Below are 20700 nucleotides of genomic sequence, written 5' to 3' on the forward strand. Positions count from 1 at the left end.
CGGTGGCCGGTGGTGGAGACTTGGACGCGCCGCAGGCCGCCGCCCGGGTGCCGGAACGCCGTACACGCCGGGGTGCGCGCCCCGGAGTCGAACCGAGCCACATATTCGGAAGGATCCACCATGACCACGCCCAGCGAGACGACGCGCGTCGCCCACACCGTGTGGGACGGCTCCCTCATCGAGGGCAGCGGAGTCGTCACCCTCGACTCCTCCGGGGTCGGCGAGTTCCCGGTCACGTGGGTGGCCCGCTCCCAGGAGCCGGGCGGGAAGACGAGCCCGGAGGAGCTCATCGCCGCCGCGCACTCCAGCTGCTTCTCCATGGCCCTGTCCGCCGGTCTGTCCCGGGCCAAGACCCCGCCGGCGCAGCTGCGCACGCAGGCCGACGTCACCTTCAAGCCGGGCACCGGCATCACCGGTATCCACCTGACCGTGGTCGGCGAGGTGCCGGGTCTGGACGAGGCGGAGTTCATCAAGGCCGCCGAGGACGCGAAGGCCAACTGCCCGGTGAGCCAGGCGCTCGCGGGCACCGTGATCACCCTCACCGCGTCCCTGGCCTGAACCGCCCCCGCCGCGCTCCCCGGCGCGGCCGGACGTTTTTCACCGCCCATCGAAACGTTTCGGTTTCGGTGGGCGGTGCCATATTGTCGTTGGATACGAAACCGTTTCGCAGGGGACGAGAGACGGAGAGCCGAGATGACCACGGACGCGAGCGCCCCGGCGCGGCGTACCCGCCTGACACCCGAGCGTGAGCAGGAGCTCTACGAGGCGGTGATCGAGCTGCTCGGCGAGGTCGGTTACGAGGCGCTGACGATGGACGCCGTGGCCGCCCGCACCCGGTCCAGCAAGGCCACCCTCTACCGGCAGTGGAAGAGCAAGCCGGAGCTGGTGGTCACCGCGCTGCGCTGCACCAAGCCGGCGCACGCCCCCGTCGACACCGGTTCGCTCGACGGCGACCTGCACGCGATGGCCGACGGGTTCGGCGACGGCTCCGAGGTGGACACCTCGCTGATGCGGGGCCTGGCGCACGCCTCCGCCACCAGCCCCGACCTCGCCGAGGCGATGCGCGAGCACCTCATCGACCCCGCGCTCGACGGGATGCGGCAGTTGCTGACCCGGGCCGCCGACCGCGGGGAGATCCCCGGGGACAACCCGGCGGCCGCCTTCATGCCGCACATGATTCTGGGGGCGGTCATCACCCGTCGCATGCTGGAGGACGTGGAGGTCGACGCCGGCTTCATGCACCGCTACATCGACGCGGTGGTGCTGCCGGCCCTGGGCTTCCGCCGCTGACGGCGACGGGCCGCACCGCCCGTCGCCCGTCCCCGGCCCGGCTCAGTCGCTGACCATGCTCCGCGGCTTGTACTCCAGGTCCTGGTACTCGGGGTGGTGCGCCATCCAGCCCGCGATGAAGGGGCAGGCCGCCAGCACGCTCTGCCCGCGCTCCCGGGCCTCGTCCAGCGCCTGGCGGGCGAGCGCGGAGCCCACGCCGCGGCCCTCGAACTCCGGGTCCACCTCGGTGTGCAGGAAGGCGATCATCTCGGGCGTGCGGATGTACGCCGAGAAGCCGGCCAGCCTGCCGTCCACGTGCGCCTCGTAGCGGCGGGTCCCCGGGGAGTCGGTGATCGTCGGTACGGCGCTCACGACTGGTAGCCCTCCACCGTGCCGGAGGGCCGCACGCGGGCCTGGCCCGGGTCCTCCCCGATCTCGGTCTTGGCGCGGCGCTGGCGCAACAGGTCCCAGCACTGGTCGAGTTCGCGCTCCAGTGCGTCGAGCCGGTCGCGCTCGGTCGCGCCGTCGATCCGCCCGGCGGCGAGCAGTTCGCGCAGCGTCCGCTCGTCGGAGACCATCGCGCTGATCCGTTGCAGTATCGCCTGTTCCGGGCGATCTCCCGTGTGCTGGTCGGCCACGGTTCGCACCTCCTCGTTCGCTCGGCACCCACTCTAGGCAGCGTGTCGCGGCCATGCGATCGAAACTCTTGCGTTTCGATGGATCGGGACCTAGGCTTCAGGCGTACGAAACGGTTTCGTATCGCTCGTACCCGGCCACCCGTGGCCACCCCTGTCCCACGCCTCTTCCGAACGACGGGAGCACGTCCCCATGTCCCAGAGCACCGCCGAGCCCCGCGCCGGCGTCGCCGCACCCCCGGCCGGGGGGACGCAGGGCGATCACGACGGCCACGCCAGGCGCTGGTGGGTCCTGGCCGTCATCGGTGTCGCCCAGCTGATGGTCGTGCTGGACGCGACCATCGTGAACATCGCCCTGCCCTCCGCCCAGGCCGACCTCGGCTTCACCGACGGCAACCGGCAGTGGATCGTCACCGCCTACGCGCTGGCCTTCGGCAGCCTGCTGCTGCTCGGCGGCCGGATCGCCGACCTCTTCGGCCGCAAGACCGCGTTCCTCATCGGCGTCGCCGGCTTCGCCGCGGCCTCCGCGCTCGGCGGCGCGGCCGGCAGCTTCGAGATGCTGGTCACCGCGCGCGCCCTCCAGGGCGGATTCGGCGCCCTGCTGGCGCCCGCCGCGCTGTCGCTGCTGACGACGACCTTCACCGAATCCAAGGAACGGGCGCGGGCGTTCGGCATCTACGGCGCCATCGCCGGGTCCGGCGCGGCCGTCGGCCTGCTGCTCGGCGGTGTGCTGACCGAGTACCTGAACTGGCGCTGGACCCTGTACGTCAACCTGGCCTTCGCCGTCGTCGCCTTCCTCGGCGGCATGACCATGCTGGAGCGCGCCCGCCGCCGTCCCGGCGCCACCATCGACCTGCCCGGCACGCTGCTGGTCACCACCGGCCTGTTCGCCGTGGTCTACGGCTTCTCCAACGCCGAGAGCCACGACTGGGGCTCCCCGCAGACGTGGGGCTACCTGGTCGCCGGCGCCGCGCTGCTGACCGCCTTCACCTGGTGGCAGACCCGCGCCGCGCACCCGCTGCTGCCGCTGCGCGTGCTGCTCGACCGCAACCGCGGTGCGTCCTTCGCCGCCTCGCTGGTCTCCAGCGCCGGCATGTTCGCGGTCTTCCTGTTCCTGACCTACTACCTGCGCCTGACCCTCGGCTTCTCGGCGGTCAAAACGGGTCTGGCCTTCCTGCCGCTCGTCGCCGCGCTGATGGTGGGCGCCCAGGTCGCCACCGTCGTGCTGGTGCCCCGCATCGGGCCCAAGCCGGTGGTCCCCGTGGGCTTCGGCCTCTCCGCCGCGGGCCTGGTCTGGCTGACCGGCCTCGGCCTGGACAGCGCGTACCTCACCGACGTCCTGCCGCCGCTGCTGGTGATCGGCCTCGGCATGGGCCTGATCTTCCCGCCCGCCATGAACCTGGCCACCACCGGTGTCGGTCCCGAGGACGCGGGTGTGGCGTCCGCCGCCGTCAACGCGATGCAGCAGATCGGCGGCTCGATCGGCACGGCCCTGCTCAACACCCTCGCCACGAGCGCCGCCACGGACTACATCGCCGGCAGGAACCCGGCCGACCCGCTGGTGAAGGCGAACGCCGCGCTGGAGAGCTACTCGACCGCCTACTGGTGGGCGGCGGCCTTCTTCGCGGCCGGCCTGGTGATCAGCTTCGTGCTCTACCGGCGCGGTGCGCCGCAGCAGGACCCCGGCGCGGCGCCCGTCGTCCACATGTGACGTCGGCGCTCCCCGGCCGCGGGACCTCCCTGGAGCGGTGGGACGGTCCCGTGCGCGCCCACCCGTGGGGACGGGGTACGGCGCGATGAACGGCCCGGTGACGGCCTCCGTAGAACGACTACGGAGGCCGGAACCGGGCCGTTCGTATGGCTTTTCGGGCAGATAGTGCGTGCGGTGCGACACAAAAGGGAACCGATGGTCGGTTAATGTGCGTTTTTACGGATCCATACGGTTTCGGGAAAGGCCTCTCGGTTGAACCTGCTCGACCTGCTGCTGCTCGTGCTGACGGTCGCCTACGCGGTCGCCGGCTACCGGCGCGGACTGGTCGCGGGCACCATCTCGCTCGCGGGCTTCCTCGGCGGGGCCGTGATCGGCGTGTGGCTGCTGCCGTACGTGCTCCAGTACGTCGAGCCGGGCACCCCCCGCGCCACCCTCGTCGCCCTGCTCACCGTCCTCATCCCGGCGGCCGCGGGCCACGCCGTCGCCTCGGGGGTCGCCTGGAAGGTGCGCACGGGACTGGACTGGGGGCCGCTGCGCTGGCTCGACGGCGTCGGCGGCGCGGCGGCGAACGCGGTGGCGGTGCTGCTGGTCGCCTGGGTCGCCGCGAGCGTCCTGGTGACCGCCTCCTCCAACGTGCTCGCCCAGTCGATCCGCGGCTCCGCGGTGCTCGGCGCCGTCCAGGACACCATGCCGCGGCAGGCGCCCAGCTGGTTCAGCAGGGCGACCAGCGCCCTGGCCGAAGCGGGCTTCCCGCAGGTCTTCAACCCCTTCGAGTCCGAGCCCGTCAACGGGGTGCCCGCGCCGTCCGGCGACAGCGTCACCGACGCCGCCACCCGGGCCGCCGCCCGCAGCACGGTCAAGATCGAGGGCATCGCCTTCGTGAACGGCCGCCGCCAGGGCCAGGAGGGCACCGGCTTCGTCTACGCCGACGGGCACGTCATGACCAACGCCCACGTTGTCGCCGGCGTCGACGACCCCGCCGTCCAGATCGGCGGCGCCGGGCGCGCGTACCGGGCCACGGTCGTGCTCTTCGACCCCGGCAAGGACGTCGCGGTCCTCCACGTGCCGGGGCTGCGCGCCCCCACGCTGGACTTCACCGACGAGGCCGAGCGCGGCGACGGCGCGGTCGTGGCCGGATACCCCGAGGACGGCGGCCTGGACCTGCGCGCGGCGACCGTGGCCGGCCGCATCCGCGCCACCGGCCAGGACATCTACGGGGACGGCATCGTCACCCGCGACATCTACCAGGTGCGCTCGATCGTGCGCCCGGGCAACTCCGGGGGCCCGCTGCTGGACACCGCGGGCCATGTCTACGGGGTCGTCTTCGCCCGCTCCACCACCGACGCCACCACGGGCTACGTCCTCACCGCCGACGAGGTCCGCGACGACGCGCGCCGCGCCGCGGCCGCCACGCAGGCAGTGGACACGGGCAGCCGCGCCGCCCTGTGAGCCCGGGCGGTGCCCGCGCGCGCGACGTTAGACTGACTCTTTGATCGGACATTCCGGGCTTACCGGACTGGCCGCCCGCCGCGGACCCGCCACGGACAGCGGTGCCGCGCCGGGGCAGGGACCTGACGAACCAGCGCAGGCAGGGGAGTGGTGCAGCCGACATGATCCTGTCGGTCCTCTTCGCCGTGATCGCGGCGTGCAGCAACGCCCTCGGGACGGTGCTGCAACGACAGGCGGTGCTCAAGGTGCCCGCCTCCACCTCGCTGCGCCTGGGACTCATGCGCGACCTGCTGCGCACCCCGGTCTGGCTCGCCGGCATCGCCGCGGTGATCGGCGCCGCGGTCTTCCAGGCGCTCGCCCTCGGCACCGGCTCGCTCGCCACCGTGCAGCCGGTCTTCATCCTCGAACTGCCGCTGGCCCTCGTGATCGGCGGCGCCGTCTTCCACGTCGACCTCTCGCAGAAGGCGTGGCTCTGCGTCGGGTGCATCGCCGTGGGACTGGGCGTCTTCCTGTTCTCCCTGGCCCCTGCCGGGGGACGCGAACAGGTGCCGGGGATCTGGTGGGTGCCCACGCTGCTCATCGTCGGGGGCCTCGGCGCGGCCCTGGTGGTGGCCGGGCTGCGGCGTCCGCTCGGCCTGACCCGCGCCGCCTGCCTCGGGGCGGCGGCCGCCGTCGGCAACGCGCTGACGGCCGCGCTGATCAAGTCGTCCATGGACGTCCTCGGCCACCAGGGCATCGCGGCCTGGCTGCTGTCCTGGCAGACCTACGCCTTCGCCGCCACGGGCGGCTTCTCCCTCTTCCTGCTCGGCACCGCCATGCAGGGCGGCCCGCTCATCGCCTCCCAGCCCGCCCTGACCCTCTGCGACGCCGTGGCGGGCTTCGCCCTCGGGGTGATCCTCTACGGGGAGCAGCCGCGGACCGGGCTGTGGATGCTGCCCGCGGTCGCCGGCTTCGCCCTGCTCACCTACGGCGTCTTCGCGCTCTCCCGCACGCAGTGCCTGTACAAGTGCGTCCACCCCGAGGAACACGTGCCGGTGGCCGCGGGGCAGCCGGCCGGATCGCGCATGTGAACGCGTGAACGCCCCCGGAACCGCGCGGTTCCGGGGGCGTCCGCATGCCTGCCGCGCCGTTCGTCAGTGACGGGGCGCCTTGTAGGCGCGGGGCAGGCGCATGCCGCGCTCGGCCATGATGTCGCGGACCCGGTTCGGGTAGTCCGTGATGATGCCGTCGATGTTCATGTCCAGCAGCGCCTTGATGGTGGCGGGGTCGTCACAGGTCCACGGGATGACCCGCAGGCCGCGCCAGTGGGCGTCGTCCACCATCTTCTTGTTGACGTAGAACGTGAAGTTCGGGTCGGCCACGGTGCCGTTCTGCGGCAGGCCGTACACCGGCGAGAGCGCCGTGACGCCCGGGATGGCCGCGGCGGCCTTCACGAAGTCGCCGTCGTAGTCGTCCGCGTCGATGCCGCCGAGCCACGGCGAGGCGCCGGGCTTGCCGACCTGGAGGAAGTCGAAGTTGGTGAGCGCCACCAGCGGGTACTTCGGCGCGAGCTTGTGCATCTCGTTCAGCGCGCCCCAGTCGAAGGACTGGATGGTGACCTGCTTCTCGATGCCCGAGCGGTGGATCTCCTCGAAGACGCGGCGCACGAACAGCTCGCGCGGCGCGGTCTGGGTCGGCGCGCCGGCCTCCACCTTGGTCTCGATGTTGAGCGTGACCTTGTTGGCCCGGTAGCTCTTGACCAGGTTCAGGACGTCCTTGAGCTCCACCATGCGGAAGCCCTTGACCTGCTCCTGCTCGGGGAAGCCGGGCAGCTGCTGGTAGCCGCAGTCCATGGTCTTGATCTGCGCCAGGGTCAGGTCCTTGATGTACTTCCCGACGTACGGGTACATCGGGTCGCCCGGCGTCACCGGCGCGGTGTCCTTGCACTTCTGCGCGCTGATCTGCCGGTCGTGGTTGACCACGACCTTCTCGTCCTTGGTGACGTGCGTGTCCAGCTCCAGGGTGCTCACCCCGAGGCGCAGCGCCTTGCCGAAGCCCTCGAGGGACTCCTCGGTGGTCATGCCGAGGCCGCCGCGGTGGGCCTGGAGGTCGAAGTGGTTCTTCTGCGACGGAACGTGGTGGTGATGGTGGTCCGTGGCCGCCTGGGCGGTCGCGGGGACCACCAGCGCGGGCACCACGGCCAGGGCGGCGACTGCATGCCGGAGGGACATTTATACCTCGTCTACTTCAGGCGAACTGGACTTCGGCGAAGGTAGGGGGCAGGTAAAGCCCGCACCAAGCATCGGTATGAGGACATGGTGAACGCCCGGGGAACGGACGTTCCCCGGGCGTGGCGCCGACGGAGGGTGGCGCACCTCGACGCGTCCAACGCCATGGCCGCCACATACCCGCCCTGGTCTCATAGACTGGGCGCCCAAGGCGCAGGCCCGTCACTGTTTCCAGGGGAGGTAGGCCATGACCGCCGACATGATTGCGCCGGAGTGGATGCACACCCCGATCACCGCGGCGCAGTACGACTCCTGGTCTGCGGAGCAGTGCAGGGGCATCGAGATCGTGGACGGGATGGTCGTGGTGAGCCCGAGCGCGTCCAAGCGCCACAATCGCCTGGCTCGGCTTCTGGCCAATGCCCTGGATGCGGCCGCATCCCCGGAGTGGAATGCCGATACGGATTTCGATGTCCGCCTTCAGGACGTGCCGCTGACGAATCGTCGTCCGGACGTAGTGGTCTACAAGGCGGACACCATCGACTTCACGCCCACGCGGCCCGAGCATGTGCTGCTGGTCGTCGAGGTGGTCTCGCCCGGTTCGGAGACCACTGACCGGATCGTGAAGATGGAGCAGTACGCCAAAGCTGGGATCTCCTTCTACTGGCGGGTGGAGCAGACAGCCAACGGAGTCCCTCTTGTGTACACCTACGTGCTCGATCCCGCGGCTGGGGTCTATCGGGACGGGGATGTCTTCACGGACGTCGTGAAGACCACGGTGCCGTTCCCGATCGAGGTCGGCCTCGGCTCGATCTGATGCGTGGCTTGGCTTCGCTCGACTGCGCCGGAGTCGCGCTCAGTCGTCTTCGGGCAGGTAGAAGTAGACCGTCCCCGACCGCCAAGGTCCGTGCTCGGTCATCTCCGACTCGATGACGACATCCTGAACCTCAACAGGGCCCAATGCCTCGATCGAATCGGCCAGCCTCCGCAAGAGCGCCGACACGTTGTCGCAGCCCGGGCCCGCAGGGTTGGCCTGGGAGAAGTGGCGAATGGTCCAGGACTCCGGAGTGCTCGTCATGAGCTTGATCGTAAGACCCGCTCCTGCCTGGCCTACGCGGCCGCTTGGGCGGTCGCGGCGAACGCGGCGAACGCGACGAACCCGACGAACGCGGCCCACGCGTCGGGCGTGAACGTGAGCACGGGGCCCGTCCGGTCCTTGGAGTCACGCACATGCACGGCCGCCGCGCAGGACGCGACCTCGACGCACTCGCCACCGTCGTCTCCACTGTGGGTCGACTTCCGCCAGTCGAGGGCGACTTCAATGCATTGGCCGCCGTCGTCACCGCTGTAGCTGGACTTGAACCACACGAGTGCGCTCACAGCTCGCCCGCAATCTGCTCGATGACCTTCGCCGAATCCTCGGGGGTGAGGGCCTGCGCCCGGATCGTGCCGTAGCGGTGGTACAGGTCACTGACCCTCGCGCGATCATCGCTCAGGTACCCCCCGACCTGTCCCTCAGCGTAGGCCAGCCACTGCCGTTCGGCCGTTTCAAGGAACGTGAAAGGTCCGTTGAATCCGGCCACGGCCTCGTAGCGCGTTGGCATGACCTGGATCTGCACGTTGCGGCGCTCTCCGAGTTCAAGGAGGTGCCCCAACTGGTCCTTCATGGCCTGCCTTCCACCCACGGGCCGGCGCAGAAGCCATTCCTCCAGGACGAAGGACAGCATGCACACCGGCTTGCGCGTGATGAGCGCCTGGCGGGCGAGCCGGCCCTCCGTCCAGTGATCGATCTCGTCCTCTTCGAGTGCCGGGCAGCGGGCGTTGAACACCGCGCGCATGTAGGCCTCGGTCTGCAGAAGCCCATTGACCACGTGGGCGTCGTAGAAGCCGATGCTCGTCGCCCGGGCCTCCTCGTCCGCGTACTCGCCGTACCCCGCGGGCAGCTTCTCCCGGGACAGGTGCGGCGCGACCGCCCGCAACGCACCCGCAGCGCCGAGCAGTTCCTCCGCCTTGTCGATGAAGGCCTTGCTCGCGAGGCGTTCACCGGACTCGATCTTGACGGCCAGTGATCTCGAGTAACCCGTGTGCGCGGCCAGTGCGTCCAGGGTGATCCCCCGGCCCTCGCGGAGGGCGTGGAGGAGGTCGCCGAAGATCGCCATGCTCACGGAGCGCTTGTCCTTGGGCACCGTCACATCAACCCCCGTCCGTGAAGCGACAGTCACTCTCGGTAACGGTAGCTTCTCCGGGTGCCGTGCGCGGGCTATCCCTTGAGTTCCTCGCGCAGTCTGCGGTCCATCGCCAGGGCGAGTTCCACCTCGACGACGACCTCCACCAGGGGGCGCAGCCGGGCTATCGCCTCCGTGAGGCGGGTCGTGTCGCCGGCCTGGAGGTCGGCCTCGGCGTCGGGGAGGACGTGGGAGCGGGCGAGTTGCACGAAGAGTTCGGCCAGCAGGTCCATGCGGTGGCGCATGTCGCGGCCGGCGGACAGCACCTCGGCGAGCGGGATGCCCTCCTTGACCAGGGCGGACGAGGCCTCCAGCAGGCGGCGGCTGACGTGCACGACGTCGTCGCCGTCGACGGCGATGTAGCCGATGTCCAGGGCGGTGGCGAGGTTCTCCGCGGTCGCCTGGTCCCCGTAGTGGTCGGCCAGGGCCTCGGGGGTCAGCCGCAGCGGCTCCTCCTCGGACCACGGGGTGGGCAGGGCCGGGTCGAGGCCCAGCAGTTCGCCGACGTCGTGGCGGCCGCTCTCCCAGGCGTTCATGAGCTCGGCGATGCCGCCGAGGGTGTGGCCGCGCTCCAGGAGGGCGGTGATGGTGCGGAGCCGGGCGAGGTGGTGCTCGTTGTACCAGGCGATGCGGCCCTCGCGGCGCGGGGCGGGGAGCAGTTTGCGCTCCCGGTAGAAGCGGACGGTGCGGACGGGCACGCCGGCGGCCTCGGCCAGTTCGTCCATCCGGTACTCGCGCTCGTGCGTTGCCACGTCCGCCAGCCTAGGCGGTGCGCCGGGGCAACTCGCGCGCTCCGACCTCTACCGCTGGTAACGCGTTCCGGTCTACGCTCCGAATCGCGCCAGTGAATACTGGCGCGATCAGGTTCGAGGGCGGCACCGAGAGGCGGCGGTATGGCCGGGCGCAGCGAACACGTACGGGTGGCAGTCATCGGAGCCGGCTTCGGCGGGCTCGGCGCGGCCGTGCGCCTGCGGCGGGAGGGGATCACCGACTTCGTGGTGCTGGAGCGGCGCGACTCCGTCGGCGGCACCTGGCGCGACAACAGCTATCCGGGGTGCGCGTGCGACGTGCCCTCGCACCTGTACTCCTTCTCGTTCGCGCCGAACCCGCAGTGGCCGCGCACGTTCTCCGGCCAGCCGCACATCCGGGCCTATCTGGAGCGCGTCGCGGACACCTTCGGCCTCCGTCCGCATCTGCGGCTGGAGACCGAGGTCCGACAGGCCCGCTGGGACGACGGCGCGCGGCACTGGCACATCACCACCTCGCGCGGCGAGCTGACCGCCGACGTCCTGATCTCGGCGGGCGGCCCGCTCTCCGACCCGAAGCTGCCGGACGTGCCGGGCCTGGACTCCTTCCCGGGCGCGGTCTTCCACACCTCGCGGTGGGACCACGACTACGACCTCAAGGGCAAGCGCGTCGCGGTGATCGGCACCGGCGCCTCCGCCATCCAGGTCGTGCCGGCGATCCAGCCGGAGGTGGCGAGCCTGACCGTGGTGCAGCGGACCCCGCCGTGGGTGATGCCGCGCATGGACCGGGACATCACGGCGGCCGAGCGGTGGCTGCACGCCAAGGTCCCGGCGACCGCCACGGCGCGGCGCGGAATGCTGTGGCTGCTGCGGGAGTTGCAGGTCGGCGCCTTCACCAAGCGCCCGGCGCTGCTGCGCGGCGTGCAGCGGATCGCGGCGTCGCACCTGGCGAAGTCGGTCAAGGACCCGGTGCTGCGGGCGAAGCTCACCCCGGACTACCGGATCGGCTGCAAGCGCATCCTGCTGTCCAGCGACTACTACCCGGCGCTCACCCGGCCCAACACCGAGGTCGTGGCCTCCGCGCTGAAGGAGGTGCGCGGCTCGACCGTCGTCATGGCCGACGGCACCGAGCGCGAGGTCGACGCCATCGTCTTCGGCACCGGCTTCCACGTCACCGACATGCCGATCGGCGACCGGGTGGTCGGCGCCGACGGCCGGACGCTGGCCGAGCACTGGAAGGACGGCATGGCCGCGCTGCGCGGCTCCAGCGTCGACGGCTTCCCCAACCTGCTGTTCGTCATCGGGCCCAACACCGGCCTCGGGAACAGCTCGATGATCCTGATGATCGAGTCCTCGCTCAACTACATCGCCGACTACCTGCGGGCCCTGGACACCACCGGCGCCGCCGCGCTGGACGCCCGGCCGGAGGCGGTGCGGTCGTGGAACGAGGAGGTGCAGCGCCGGATGGTCCGCACCGTGTGGAACACCGGCGGCTGCGTCAGCTGGTACCTGGACGACCAGGGCCGCAACACCACCGTCTGGCCGGGCACGACCGCCGGGTTCCGGCGCGCCACCCGCCGGGTGCGGCTCGACGAGTACACGATCATGACCGCCGGCGCCCCCGAGCAGCGCCCGGCCCCTGTGGAGGTGGCTTCATGACCAGCGGCGTCTTCGACCTGCCCAAGGCCCGGTACGCGCACGTCGTGCGCTCCGCCGACGGCACCGCGATCAACGTGGAGGAGTACGGCCCCGAACCGGGCACGGCGCCGACCGTCGTGCTGATCCACGGCTGGACCTGCAACACCCGCTTCTGGGCCCCGGTCATCCACGAACTGGCCGGTCAGTACCGGGTCGTGGCGTACGACCAGCGCGGCCACGGCCGCAGCGGGACCCCGCACCGCGGCGGCTACAGCACCGACGCGCTCGCCGACGACCTGACGGCGGTGCTGGAGTCCGTGCTGCCCTCCGGCGAGAAGGCGGTGCTGGTCGGCCACTCCATGGGCGGCATGACGGCGATGGCGGCAGGCGACCGGCCCGCGATCCAGTCCCGTACCGCCGCGGTGCTGCTGGCCAGCACCGGCAGCGGGCGGCTGCTCGCCGAGACGCTGGTGCTGCCGCCGCGGGTACGCGCCCAGCGGGTCCGGGAGGCCTTCCACCGCTTCCTGCTGGTCAGCTCGGCGCCGCTGGGCCCGCAGTCCGCGGTGACCAGGGCTGCCCTCAAGTACGGCATCCTGGGCCCGGATTCGAGCCCGGAACTGGTGGCTGCGACGGCACGCATCGTGCACGCCTGCGGGCGCAGGCAGCGCGCGGCGTGGGGCCGGGTGCTGGCCGGGCTCAACCTGGACGCGGGCGTGGCGGCGCTGCGCATGCCGACCGCGGTGCTGGTGGGCACCGCCGACAAGCTCACCCCGCCGGTGCACGCCCGCGGACTGGCCGCCCGGCTCTCGCACTTCGCCGGGCTCACGGAACTGCCGGGGCTCGGCCACATGACGCCGCTGGAGGCCCCCGCGGCGGTCGCGGGCGTGGTCCGCACCCTGGTCACGGACCATCTGCCGCAGGCGCGGATCACCGAGGAGACGGCATGAGCAGGTCGCTGGACGGCCAGGTCGTGGTGGTGACCGGCGCCGCCCGCGGGGTCGGCGCGCTGCTCGCCCGCACCCTCGCGGCACGCGGCGCCCGCCTGGCGCTCGTCGGGCTGGAGCCGGACGAACTGAAGGCCGTCGCGGCGGAGATCGGCCCCGGCACCGGGCACTGGACGGCGGATGTCACCGACCGGGAGGCGATGGCGCGCGTCGCCGAGGAGGTCGTGGAGCGGTACGGACGCGTCGACGCCGTGGTCGCCAACGCCGGTGTGGCGACGGGCGGTCCGTTCCTCGACACGGACCCGGCCGACTTCGACCGGGTCGTCCAGGTCAATCTGCTGGGCGGCGTCGTCACCGCCCGCGCGTTCCTGCCGGCGCTCATCGCCTCGCGCGGGTACCTGCTGCAGATCGCCTCGCTCGCCGCGATCGCCCCGGCACCGCTGATGACCGCGTACTGCGCGAGCAAGGCGGGCGTCGAGGCGTTCGCGCACTGCCTGCGTGCCGAAGTGGGCTTCAAGGGCGTGCGGGTCGGCGTGGGGTATCTGAGCTGGACCGACACCGACATGGTGCGCGGCGCCGACGAGGACGCCGTGATGCGCGAGGCCCGCCGCCGGCTGCCCTGGCCCGCCAACCGCACCTATCCGGTGGCACCGGCCGTGGAGCGCATCGCGGACGGCATCGCCCGCCGTGCGCCGCACGTCTACGCCCAGTGGTGGCTGCGCGGCATGCAGTCGGTGCGCGGCTTCCTGCCGGGGCTGATCGGCGGCGCGATCGGGCGGCGCGAAATGCGCCGCCTGGAGCCGAGGATCGCGGCGGCAGGCGGCATACGGCCCGGTCTGGTGGGCCCCGGTGGTGCGGCCGATGCGCGGTCCCGGGCCGAAAAGGCACTCTGACCAGGGGTGTTCACGCTGCGCATTCGTACGAAATGCGGAGCGTGTCCGGACGTGTCAGCCTGGTCGAGGCCCAGTCCACACATCACGAAGGAGTGATCATGGGCAAGAACGACCCCACGCGAAGCAAGGCCGGGCAGCAGCGCCAGCAGGACCGCCCGCAGGAGCGGATCGGCCAGACCCGGGACAAGTCCCAGGGCATGACCGACGAGCAGATGCGCCAGCAGGGCGAGCAGGGCAGGACGCCGCAGCGGCAGCCCGGCCAGGGTCAGTCCGGCAAGCAGTCCCCGCAGTCGGGCTCGAAGGGCACCGGTCGCGAGCAGTCCGGCGCGCCGCGCGACGACCGGCAGCACCGGGACCACTGACCCGCGTGGTCAAGGCGTGAACGCCGCGGCGTGAACGCCGAGGGGCGCGTCCGCAAGGGCGCGCCCCTTCCTGTGCGAACCGCCCTTGCCGCGGCGGCCACTTCGGGCAGGACACCGCCGGGGCCGCCGCTCAGCGGCGCGGCGGAAGCGGCGGCCGCCGCCGGTCCGGGCGGTCGGACAGATCCGGGGGCGTGGCGGCGGGGTGCTTCTCCAGCAGGTCCAGCGCGGTCTGCACCGCCACCTCCAGGTCGGTGCGGCGGCCCTCCGCCCAGTCCAGCGGGGTGCGGATGCAGGGGATGTCCGGTTCCACGCCGTGGTTCTCCACCGACCAGCCGTACGCCTCGAACCAGGCCGCGTTCATCGGCACCGTGATCACCGTGCCGTCGCCCAGCCGGTGCCGGCCCGTCATGCCGACCACGCCGCCCCAGGTGCGGTGGCCCACCACGGGGCCGATCGACAGCAGCCGGAACGTCGCCGTGATCATGTCGCCGTCGGAGGCGGTCGCCTCGTCGGCCAGCGCGACGATCGGCCCGCGCGGCGCGTTGCCCGCGTAACTCACCGGCTGCGCGTCGCGGATCCAGTCCCAGCCGAGGATCCTGCGGGTCAGGCTCTCCACGACCAGGTCGCTGATGTTGCCGCCCGCGTTGCCGCGCACGTCGACGATGAGCGCCGGGCGCACGACCTCCATGCGCAGATCGCGGTTGAACTGCGCCCAGCCGGAGCCGCCGAGATCCGGGATGTGCAGATAGCCGCACTTGCCCTCGCTCAACTCCCGCACCACCAGGCGCCGTTTGGCCACCCAGTCCTGGTAGCGCAGCGGCCGCTCGTCCACCAGCGGCACGACCGCGACCCGGCGCGGCGGGCCGTCGCCGGGCGGGACGAACGTCAGCTCCACCGTGGTGCCGCCCGCCGCCGACAGCAGCGGACCGGGACCGTCGACCGGGTCCACTGCGCGGCCGTCGACATGGGTGAGCACCGCCCCTTCCGGGATGCCGGTGCCGGCCAGCGGCGAACGCGCCCTGGAATCCGAGGACTCGCCGGGCAGGATGCGGCTCACCATCCACCGGCCGTCCTTGGTGTGCGCGAAGTTGACGCCCAGCAGCCCGATCGGCCGCTGGTAGTGCGGGGGCCCCTCGTTGCGCCGGGCCGGGGCGACATACGCGTGCGAGGTGCCCAGCTCGCCCAGGACCTCGCGCAGCAGATCGGCGAACTCATCGGGCGTGGACACCTGTTCGACCAGGGGACGGTACTGGTCGAGCACCGCGGGCCAGTCGATGCCGCACATGTCCGGGGCCCAGAAGTAGTCGCGGATGATCCGCCCGGCCTCCGCGTACGCCTGGCGCCACTCGGCGGGCGGGTGCGCCTCGTGCAGCACGCGCCGCATGTCGATGTAGACGGTGGAGTCCATGTCGCCCGGCTCGTAGGCGGGCACGACGGTCAGCTCGCCCTCGTCGAAGACGACCAGTTGTGTGCCGTCGCCGCTGACCCGGTACCAGTCCATGTGCCGCACCAGCTCGACTCGCTTGGACTTGGCGAGGCCGAAGTACTCCAGCGTCGGCCGGGCCGAGGGATCCGTCGGATTGACGAACGTCTCGCCCAGCGCACCCGAGATCGGCCAGCGCAGCCACGTCAGCCCGCCGCGCACCGCCTCCAGCGAGCTGTACTTGGAGGCGGGCACCGGGAACGGCGTCACCCGCATGGGCAGCCCGGCTGCCTCCACCGCCAGCGGGCCCTCGGTGAAGCCCGCCGGGTCCAGGCCGCCGCCGGGCGGCCTGCCCTCCACGGGCAGCGCGAAGGGCGACGGCGTCGCCGAGTGCAGCGGCACCAGGTGCGGGCGGCAGCCCAGCGGGAAGGACAGGTCGCCGGTGTGCACGTCGTACACCGGGTCGAAGCCGCGCCAGGACAGGAAGGCCAGATAGCGGCCGTCACGGGTGAAGACCGGCTGCTCGTCCTCGAAGCGGCCGTTGGTGACGTCGATGACCGTGCGCTCGCCGTCCTCGGGGTCCGGCGCCAGCCGGGCGATCCGGATCTTGCGCAGCGAGCGGCCCACCACCGGGTGCGACCAGGCGATCCACGCCGAGTCCGGGGAGAAGGCCAGGTCGCGGACGGGACCGTTGTCGGAGCGGTCGAGTTCGCCGACCGCGCCCGTCTCCGCGGAGACCAGCAGCAGCCGCCCGTCGTGGGCCGCGACCGCCATCGTCTCCCCGTCGGGTGAGGGCACCAGCTCCTGCACCCGGCCGATCTCCCCGCACGCCAGGCGCGCGCCGCCACTGCGGCAGGGGGCGCGGGCGCCCTCACCGGCCGCCGCGTCCTCGCCAGCCGCGGTCTCGGCCGTCCCCTCCCCCGCCTCCTGCGCTTCCTCTCCCGCCCGCAGCGCCTGCGCCACCGCGTCGTCCTCGTCGGCGATCTCCGCGACGGCCAGCGCCGCCGGCCGGCCCGGCAGCGCCGCGATCTCGATCGCGTCCTCCCCGTCGGCGTCCGTGACGAAGGCGATCCGGCCGGTCTCGCCCAGCATCGCGGGCAGCCGGACCCGGGAGCCCGGCTCGTCGGAGATCGTGCGGGCCGGGCCGTCGCGGTGCGTGAGCCAGTACAGGCTGCCGCGCACGCACACCGCGCTCGCCCGGCCCGTGCGGTCCACGGCCAGACCGTCCAGATAGGCCGCGGCCGGGACCTGGTACGGGCGGCGCCCGGCCCGCGTGCCGCCCAGGTCGATCTCCAGCCGCCGCGGCACCGAGTCCGCGGTCAGCTCCCCGACCATCCACAGCGCGCCCGCGCACTGGTAGACCACGCGCCGGCCGTCGGTGGCCGCGTGGCGGGCGTAGAAGTCCGCGTGGTCGGTGTGCCGCCGCAGGTCAGTGCCGTCGGGCCGGCAGGAGTACAGGTTGCCGATGCCCTCGTGGTCGCTGAGGAAGGCGATCCGGTCGCCCACGAACATGGGGGACTCCAGATGCCCGCCGATGTCCGGCGCCAGCAGCTCGCCCTGGAGCCACAGCCGGCCCGTCGCCCCGCCCCGGTACCGCTTCCACGACGCGGGCTCGTGCGGCGCGGTCGCCGACAGCAGCAGCGTCTGGTGCTCCCCGGCGGCACTGTCCCGCACGGCGATGTCGGACACCGGCCCCCACGGCAGCCGGCTGCCCGGCCCGCCACCGGCCGGGACGGCGTACCCCCACGTGTAGTGCGAGAACGGCTCACCGTGCGAGGAGACGGCCAGGATCCGGCCGTCCGGCGTCCAGGACCGCACGCGGGTGTCGGGACTGCCCCAGTAGGTGAGCCGGCTCGCCTGCCCGCCCTCCACCGGCGCGAGATGGACCTCGGGGTCCAGCGAACGCCAGCTGTTGAAGGCGATCGACGAACCGTCCGGCGAGAAACGGGGATGGCCCACCCGGGTCCGGTCGGCCGTCACCCGCCACGCGCGCCCCTCGTCCAGGGGCGCGACCCAGATGTCGTCCTCGGCGACGAAGCAGAGCCGTTCACCGTGGACATGCGGAAACCGGAGGTACGCGGCGTCGCTCACCCATCCATCGTTCGCGGGTCCCGGAGCCCGGGCAACTTTTGCCGTTGTCCTCCCGGTTTCGCCCTGCGTCAGCGCAGGCACTCCCGGACCGCCCGCACCAGCGCCTGCGCCCGCGGGTCGGCGGTGACGTTCTTCTGCATGCCGTTGGTGACGTAGCCGAAACCGATCCCGGAGTCCGGGTCGGCGAAGCCCAGCGACCCGCCGCGGCCGGGATGCCCGAAGGAACCGGGGGACAGGAACGGCGAGGACGGGCCGTGCAGCATGTAGCCCAGACCGAAGCGCGTGTTCACCACCAGCACCCGGTCCGGTCCCTCCGACTCGGCCGTGCGCGCCGAGGTCAGCGTCGCCGGGGCGAACAGCCGCGGGCCGCCGTCCGCCAGGCCGCCGACCAGCGCGGCGTAGAAGCGCGCCAGCGAACGCGCGGTGGCGATCCCCGCGGACGCCGCGAGCTCCGCGGCACGGTAGGCGGGGTCGTTCTCGTCCGGCAGCGGCTCGATGGCGCCGAACGCCCGCCGGGTCAGCGACCCCGGGTCGTCGTACGCCTCGCTCACACTGCGCTTCGGACGGGCCCGCAGCCCCGCCGCCGGCGGCGCCTCCGGGGCCGTGATCGCGGCGATCCGGCCGACCCGCGCCTCCTGCCCGGCCGGCAGGCCCACCCACAGGTCCAGGCCCAGCGGACGGGCGATCTCCTCCGCCACGTAGCGGCCGATCGACCGGCCGCCGCTCGCGCGCAGCACCAGCTCGCCTATCAGCCAGCTGTAGGTCATCGCGTGATAGCCGTGGTCGCTCCCCGGCGCCCAGAACGGCGCCTGCGCCGCCAGCGCGCGCGGCCCGCTGACCCCGTCCAGCGCCTGCGCCGGGGTGAGCGGGACGTCCAGCGCCGGCACGCCCGCGCGGTGCGCGAGGGCGTCGCGCACGGTCACCCGCTCCTTGCCGGCCGTCTTGAACTCGGGCCAGTACGCGCCCACGGGCGCGTCCAGATCGAGCTGGCCGCGCTGGTGCAGCAGCAGCAGGCACGCCGCCGCCACACCCTTGGTCGCGGAGCGGACCACCTGCGCGGTGTCCTGCGCCCACACAGGCCCGTCGGCCGCACCGCCGGCGTTCGCGGCACCGGCCCACAGGTCCACGACCTTCTCGCCGTCCCGGTACACCGTCACCGCGGCGCCGAGCTCCCCGCGCTCCTCGAAGTTCCGGGCGAAAGCCTCCCGGACCGGCTCGAAACCGTCCGTTACCGACCCCAGGACGTCCACCACTGCCCGTACTCCCGCCTTGCCGCCGCCGCTGCTCCCCTCCATGGTGCCTCCCGCGCGCGACGTCCCCGGACCGGGGTCGCACACCGGTGCGGCCCCGTCGGACAGGGGCGCCGGCCGGCGCTCAGGCGGTCGCCGCGGCCGCCGCCCGGCCCGCCGTGCGACCGGAGAAGATGCAGCCGCCGAGGAACGTCCCCTCCAGCGAGCGGTAGCCGTGCACCCCGCCGCCGCCGAAGCCGGACGCCTCGCCCGCCGAGTACAGGCCCGGCAGCGGCTGCCCGTCGGCGCGCAGCACCCGGGCGTCCAGATCCGTCTCCAGCCCGCCGAGCGACTTGCGGGTCAGGATGTTCAGCCGCACCGCGATCAGCGGTCCCGCCTTCGGGTCCAGCAGGCGGTGCGGGGCCGCGGTGCGGCTCAGCTTGTCGCCGAGGTAGTTGCGGGCCCCGCGGATCGCGGTGACCTGGAGGTCCTTGGTGAAGGTGTTGGTGATCTCCCGGTCGCGGGCCACGATCTCGCGGCGCAGCGCGTCCTCGTCGATCAGGTCGTCCTTCGTGACCGCGTTCATGCCGCGCACGAGGGCCGCCAGGTCGTTCTCCACGACGAAGTCCACGCCGTGCTCCTTGAACGCCTCCACCGGGCCGGGCGCGCCCGGCAGCACCCGGCGCAGCACCTCGCGCACGCTCTTGCCGGTCAGGTCCGGGTTCTGCTCGGAGCCCGACAGCGCGAACTCCTTCTCGATGATCCGCTGGGTGAGGACGAACCACGTGTACTCGTGGCCGGTCCGCATGATGTGCTCCAGCGTCCCCAGCGTGTCGAAGCCCGGGAACAGCGGCACCGGCAGCCGCCTGCCCGTCGCGTCCAGCCACAGCGAGGACGGGCCGGGCAGGATGCGGATGCCGTGCCGGGCCCAGATCGGGTTCCAGTTCTCGATGCCCTCGGTGTAGTGCCACATCCGGTCGCCGTTGATCAGATGGCCGCCCGCCTGCTCGGCGACGCCCAGCATCAGGCCGTCCACGTGCGCCGGGACACCGGAGAGCAGCTTGCCCGGCGGCGTGCCCAGCCGCTCCGGCCACGCCTTGCGCACCAGGTCGTGATTGCCGCCGATGCCGCCCGAGGTGACGACCACCGCCTGGGCGGAGAGCCGGAACTCCGAGCGGACCTCCCGCGAACTCGCCTTGCCGCGCTCGGCGTCGCTGTCCACCAGCACCTCGCCCGCGACGCCGTCCACGGCGCCGTCGGTCGTCGTCAGCGCCGTCACCCGGTGCCGGAAACGCAGCTCGACCAGGCCCTTGGCGACGGCCTCCCGCACCCGGCGCGCGAACGGCGCCACCACCCCCGGCCCGGTGCCCCACGTGATGTGGAAACGCGGCACCGAATTGCCGTGCCCGGTGGCCAGGTAGCCGCCGCGCTCCGCCCAGCCCACCAGCGGGAAGAAGCGCAGGCCCTGCGCGTGCAGCCAGGAACGCTTCTCGCCCGCCGCGAAGTCCACGTACGCCTCGGCCCACCGGCGCGGCCAGTGGTCCTCCGGCCGGTCGAAACCGGCCGTGCCCATCCAGTCCTGGAGCGCCAGTTCACGGCTGTCCTTGATGCGCATCCTGCGCTGCTCGGGCGAGTCCACGAGGAACAGGCCGCCGAACGACCAGAACGCCTGCCCGCCGAAGTTGGACTCCGGCTCCTGGTCGAGCAGGATCACCTTCCTGCCCGCGTCGGCGAGTTCCGCGGTGGCGACCAGCCCGGCCAGTCCCGCTCCGACGACGACGACGTCCGCGTCCAGCGCCATGGGTGTGCCTCTCCGCTCCCGTTCGGTGTGCGTGCACGTTACGCTACGCGCCAGTAGCCGGGCGAGAGGGTGCGCGCGAC

Annotated in this window: 20 protein-coding genes; 10 read left to right on the forward strand and 10 right to left on the reverse strand. The window is 72.5% G+C overall.

The features are described 5' to 3' along the window. The first annotated feature begins 120 nt into the window (after positions 1-120). Both ACIP9H_RS11840 and ACIP9H_RS11845 read left to right on the forward strand, forming a co-directional pair. Positions 121-558 carry an OsmC family peroxiredoxin gene (locus ACIP9H_RS11840; protein ID WP_360914068.1) on the forward strand — a complete coding sequence of 146 codons (438 nt, stop codon included), beginning with the start codon at positions 121-123 and terminating at the stop codon, positions 556-558. Positions 559-693: 135 nt separating this feature from the next. Then, entirely contained in the window at positions 694-1290 is a 597-nt protein-coding gene (locus ACIP9H_RS11845) for a TetR/AcrR family transcriptional regulator (RefSeq protein WP_401587614.1), read from the forward strand. 42 nt (positions 1291-1332) lie between these two features. Here the strand turns inward: ACIP9H_RS11845 and ACIP9H_RS11850 are convergent, their stop codons facing one another. Together ACIP9H_RS11850 and ACIP9H_RS11855 are read right to left on the reverse strand one after the other, a co-directional pair. Beyond that, positions 1333-1641 (reverse strand): GNAT family N-acetyltransferase, encoded by a 309-nt coding sequence (locus ACIP9H_RS11850; protein WP_401587616.1) that lies wholly within the window; start codon positions 1639-1641, stop codon positions 1333-1335. Next, complete coding sequence (locus tag ACIP9H_RS11855) at positions 1638-1907, reverse strand: DUF2630 family protein (protein WP_401587619.1); 270 nt, start codon at positions 1905-1907, stop codon at positions 1638-1640. Before ACIP9H_RS11855 ends, ACIP9H_RS11850 begins: the two co-directional genes overlap by 4 nt. A gap of 190 nt (positions 1908-2097) precedes the next feature. Between ACIP9H_RS11855 and ACIP9H_RS11860 the strand changes: the two genes are divergently transcribed. From ACIP9H_RS11860 to ACIP9H_RS11870, 3 genes are all read left to right on the forward strand, one after another. Continuing rightward, entirely contained in the window at positions 2098-3615 is a 1518-nt protein-coding gene (locus ACIP9H_RS11860; protein ID WP_401587621.1) for an MFS transporter, read from the forward strand. 252 nt (positions 3616-3867) lie between these two features. After that, a complete protein-coding gene (locus ACIP9H_RS11865) occupies positions 3868-5064 on the forward strand; it encodes a MarP family serine protease (RefSeq protein ID WP_401587624.1) in 1197 nt (398 codons plus the stop codon). A 161-nt stretch (positions 5065-5225) separates the two neighbouring features. Beyond that, the gene (locus ACIP9H_RS11870) at positions 5226-6134 is read left to right on the forward strand and encodes a DMT family transporter (protein WP_401587627.1); all 909 of its coding nucleotides are present in this window, start codon (positions 5226-5228) and stop codon (positions 6132-6134) included. 63 nt (positions 6135-6197) lie between these two features. Here ACIP9H_RS11870 and ACIP9H_RS11875 read toward each other — a convergent pair whose 3' ends face one another. Then, positions 6198-7274, reverse strand: a complete 1077-nt coding sequence (locus ACIP9H_RS11875; RefSeq protein ID WP_401587629.1) for a glycerophosphodiester phosphodiesterase family protein — start codon at positions 7272-7274, stop codon at positions 6198-6200. A 244-nt stretch (positions 7275-7518) separates the two neighbouring features. Here ACIP9H_RS11875 and ACIP9H_RS11880 point away from each other — a divergent pair, with 244 nt between their 5' ends. After that, positions 7519-8085, forward strand: coding sequence for a Uma2 family endonuclease (locus tag ACIP9H_RS11880; protein WP_401958956.1), 567 nt, complete (start codon positions 7519-7521; stop codon positions 8083-8085). Positions 8086-8124: 39 nt separating this feature from the next. Here the strand turns inward: ACIP9H_RS11880 and ACIP9H_RS11885 are convergent, their stop codons facing one another. From ACIP9H_RS11885 to ACIP9H_RS11900, 4 genes are all read right to left on the reverse strand, one after another. Beyond that, positions 8125-8346: a hypothetical protein gene (locus tag ACIP9H_RS11885; RefSeq protein WP_360914096.1), complete on the reverse strand. Its 222-nt coding sequence runs from the start codon at positions 8344-8346 to the stop codon at positions 8125-8127. A gap of 32 nt (positions 8347-8378) precedes the next feature. Then, the gene (locus ACIP9H_RS11890) at positions 8379-8648 is read right to left on the reverse strand and encodes a DUF397 domain-containing protein (RefSeq protein WP_401587635.1); all 270 of its coding nucleotides are present in this window, start codon (positions 8646-8648) and stop codon (positions 8379-8381) included. Beyond that, a complete protein-coding gene (locus ACIP9H_RS11895; RefSeq protein WP_401587993.1) occupies positions 8645-9427 on the reverse strand; it encodes a helix-turn-helix domain-containing protein in 783 nt (260 codons plus the stop codon). Before ACIP9H_RS11895 ends, ACIP9H_RS11890 begins: the two co-directional genes overlap by 4 nt. Positions 9428-9528: 101 nt before the next feature. After that, positions 9529-10218, reverse strand: coding sequence for a MerR family transcriptional regulator (locus tag ACIP9H_RS11900; protein ID WP_401587996.1), 690 nt, complete (start codon positions 10216-10218; stop codon positions 9529-9531). A 168-nt stretch (positions 10219-10386) separates the two neighbouring features. Here ACIP9H_RS11900 and ACIP9H_RS11905 point away from each other — a divergent pair, with 168 nt between their 5' ends. The 4 genes from ACIP9H_RS11905 to ACIP9H_RS11920 all read left to right on the forward strand — a co-directional run bounded on the left by ACIP9H_RS11905 (position 10387) and on the right by ACIP9H_RS11920 (position 14076). Further along, on the forward strand, positions 10387-11898 hold the full coding sequence (locus ACIP9H_RS11905; protein ID WP_401587637.1) for a flavin-containing monooxygenase: 1512 nt from the start codon (positions 10387-10389) through the stop codon (positions 11896-11898). Then, positions 11895-12824, forward strand: coding sequence for an alpha/beta fold hydrolase (locus ACIP9H_RS11910; RefSeq protein ID WP_401587639.1), 930 nt, complete (start codon positions 11895-11897; stop codon positions 12822-12824). The genes ACIP9H_RS11905 and ACIP9H_RS11910 overlap by 4 nt, the downstream gene beginning before the upstream one ends. Then, positions 12821-13714: an SDR family oxidoreductase gene (locus ACIP9H_RS11915; RefSeq protein WP_401587642.1), complete on the forward strand. Its 894-nt coding sequence runs from the start codon at positions 12821-12823 to the stop codon at positions 13712-13714. Before ACIP9H_RS11910 ends, ACIP9H_RS11915 begins: the two co-directional genes overlap by 4 nt. Before the next feature lie 98 nt (positions 13715-13812). Next, positions 13813-14076 (forward strand): hypothetical protein, encoded by a 264-nt coding sequence (locus tag ACIP9H_RS11920; RefSeq protein WP_401587645.1) that lies wholly within the window; start codon positions 13813-13815, stop codon positions 14074-14076. A 130-nt stretch (positions 14077-14206) separates the two neighbouring features. Here ACIP9H_RS11920 and ACIP9H_RS11925 read toward each other — a convergent pair whose 3' ends face one another. From ACIP9H_RS11925 to ACIP9H_RS11935, 3 genes are all read right to left on the reverse strand, one after another. Further along, positions 14207-17590 carry a S41 family peptidase gene (locus ACIP9H_RS11925; RefSeq protein WP_401587646.1) on the reverse strand — a complete coding sequence of 1128 codons (3384 nt, stop codon included), beginning with the start codon at positions 17588-17590 and terminating at the stop codon, positions 14207-14209. Positions 17591-17658: 68 nt separating this feature from the next. Next, complete coding sequence (locus ACIP9H_RS11930) at positions 17659-18885, reverse strand: serine hydrolase domain-containing protein (RefSeq protein WP_401587649.1); 1227 nt, start codon at positions 18883-18885, stop codon at positions 17659-17661. Between the two features lie 79 nt (positions 18886-18964). Then, the gene (locus ACIP9H_RS11935; protein WP_401587652.1) at positions 18965-20620 is read right to left on the reverse strand and encodes an FAD-binding dehydrogenase; all 1656 of its coding nucleotides are present in this window, start codon (positions 20618-20620) and stop codon (positions 18965-18967) included. Positions 20621-20700 lie beyond the last annotated feature (80 nt).

This window comes from Streptomyces sp. NPDC088732 (assembly GCF_044751205.1).
In the GTDB taxonomy this organism is placed as follows: Bacteria; Actinomycetota; Actinomycetes; order Streptomycetales; family Streptomycetaceae; genus Actinacidiphila.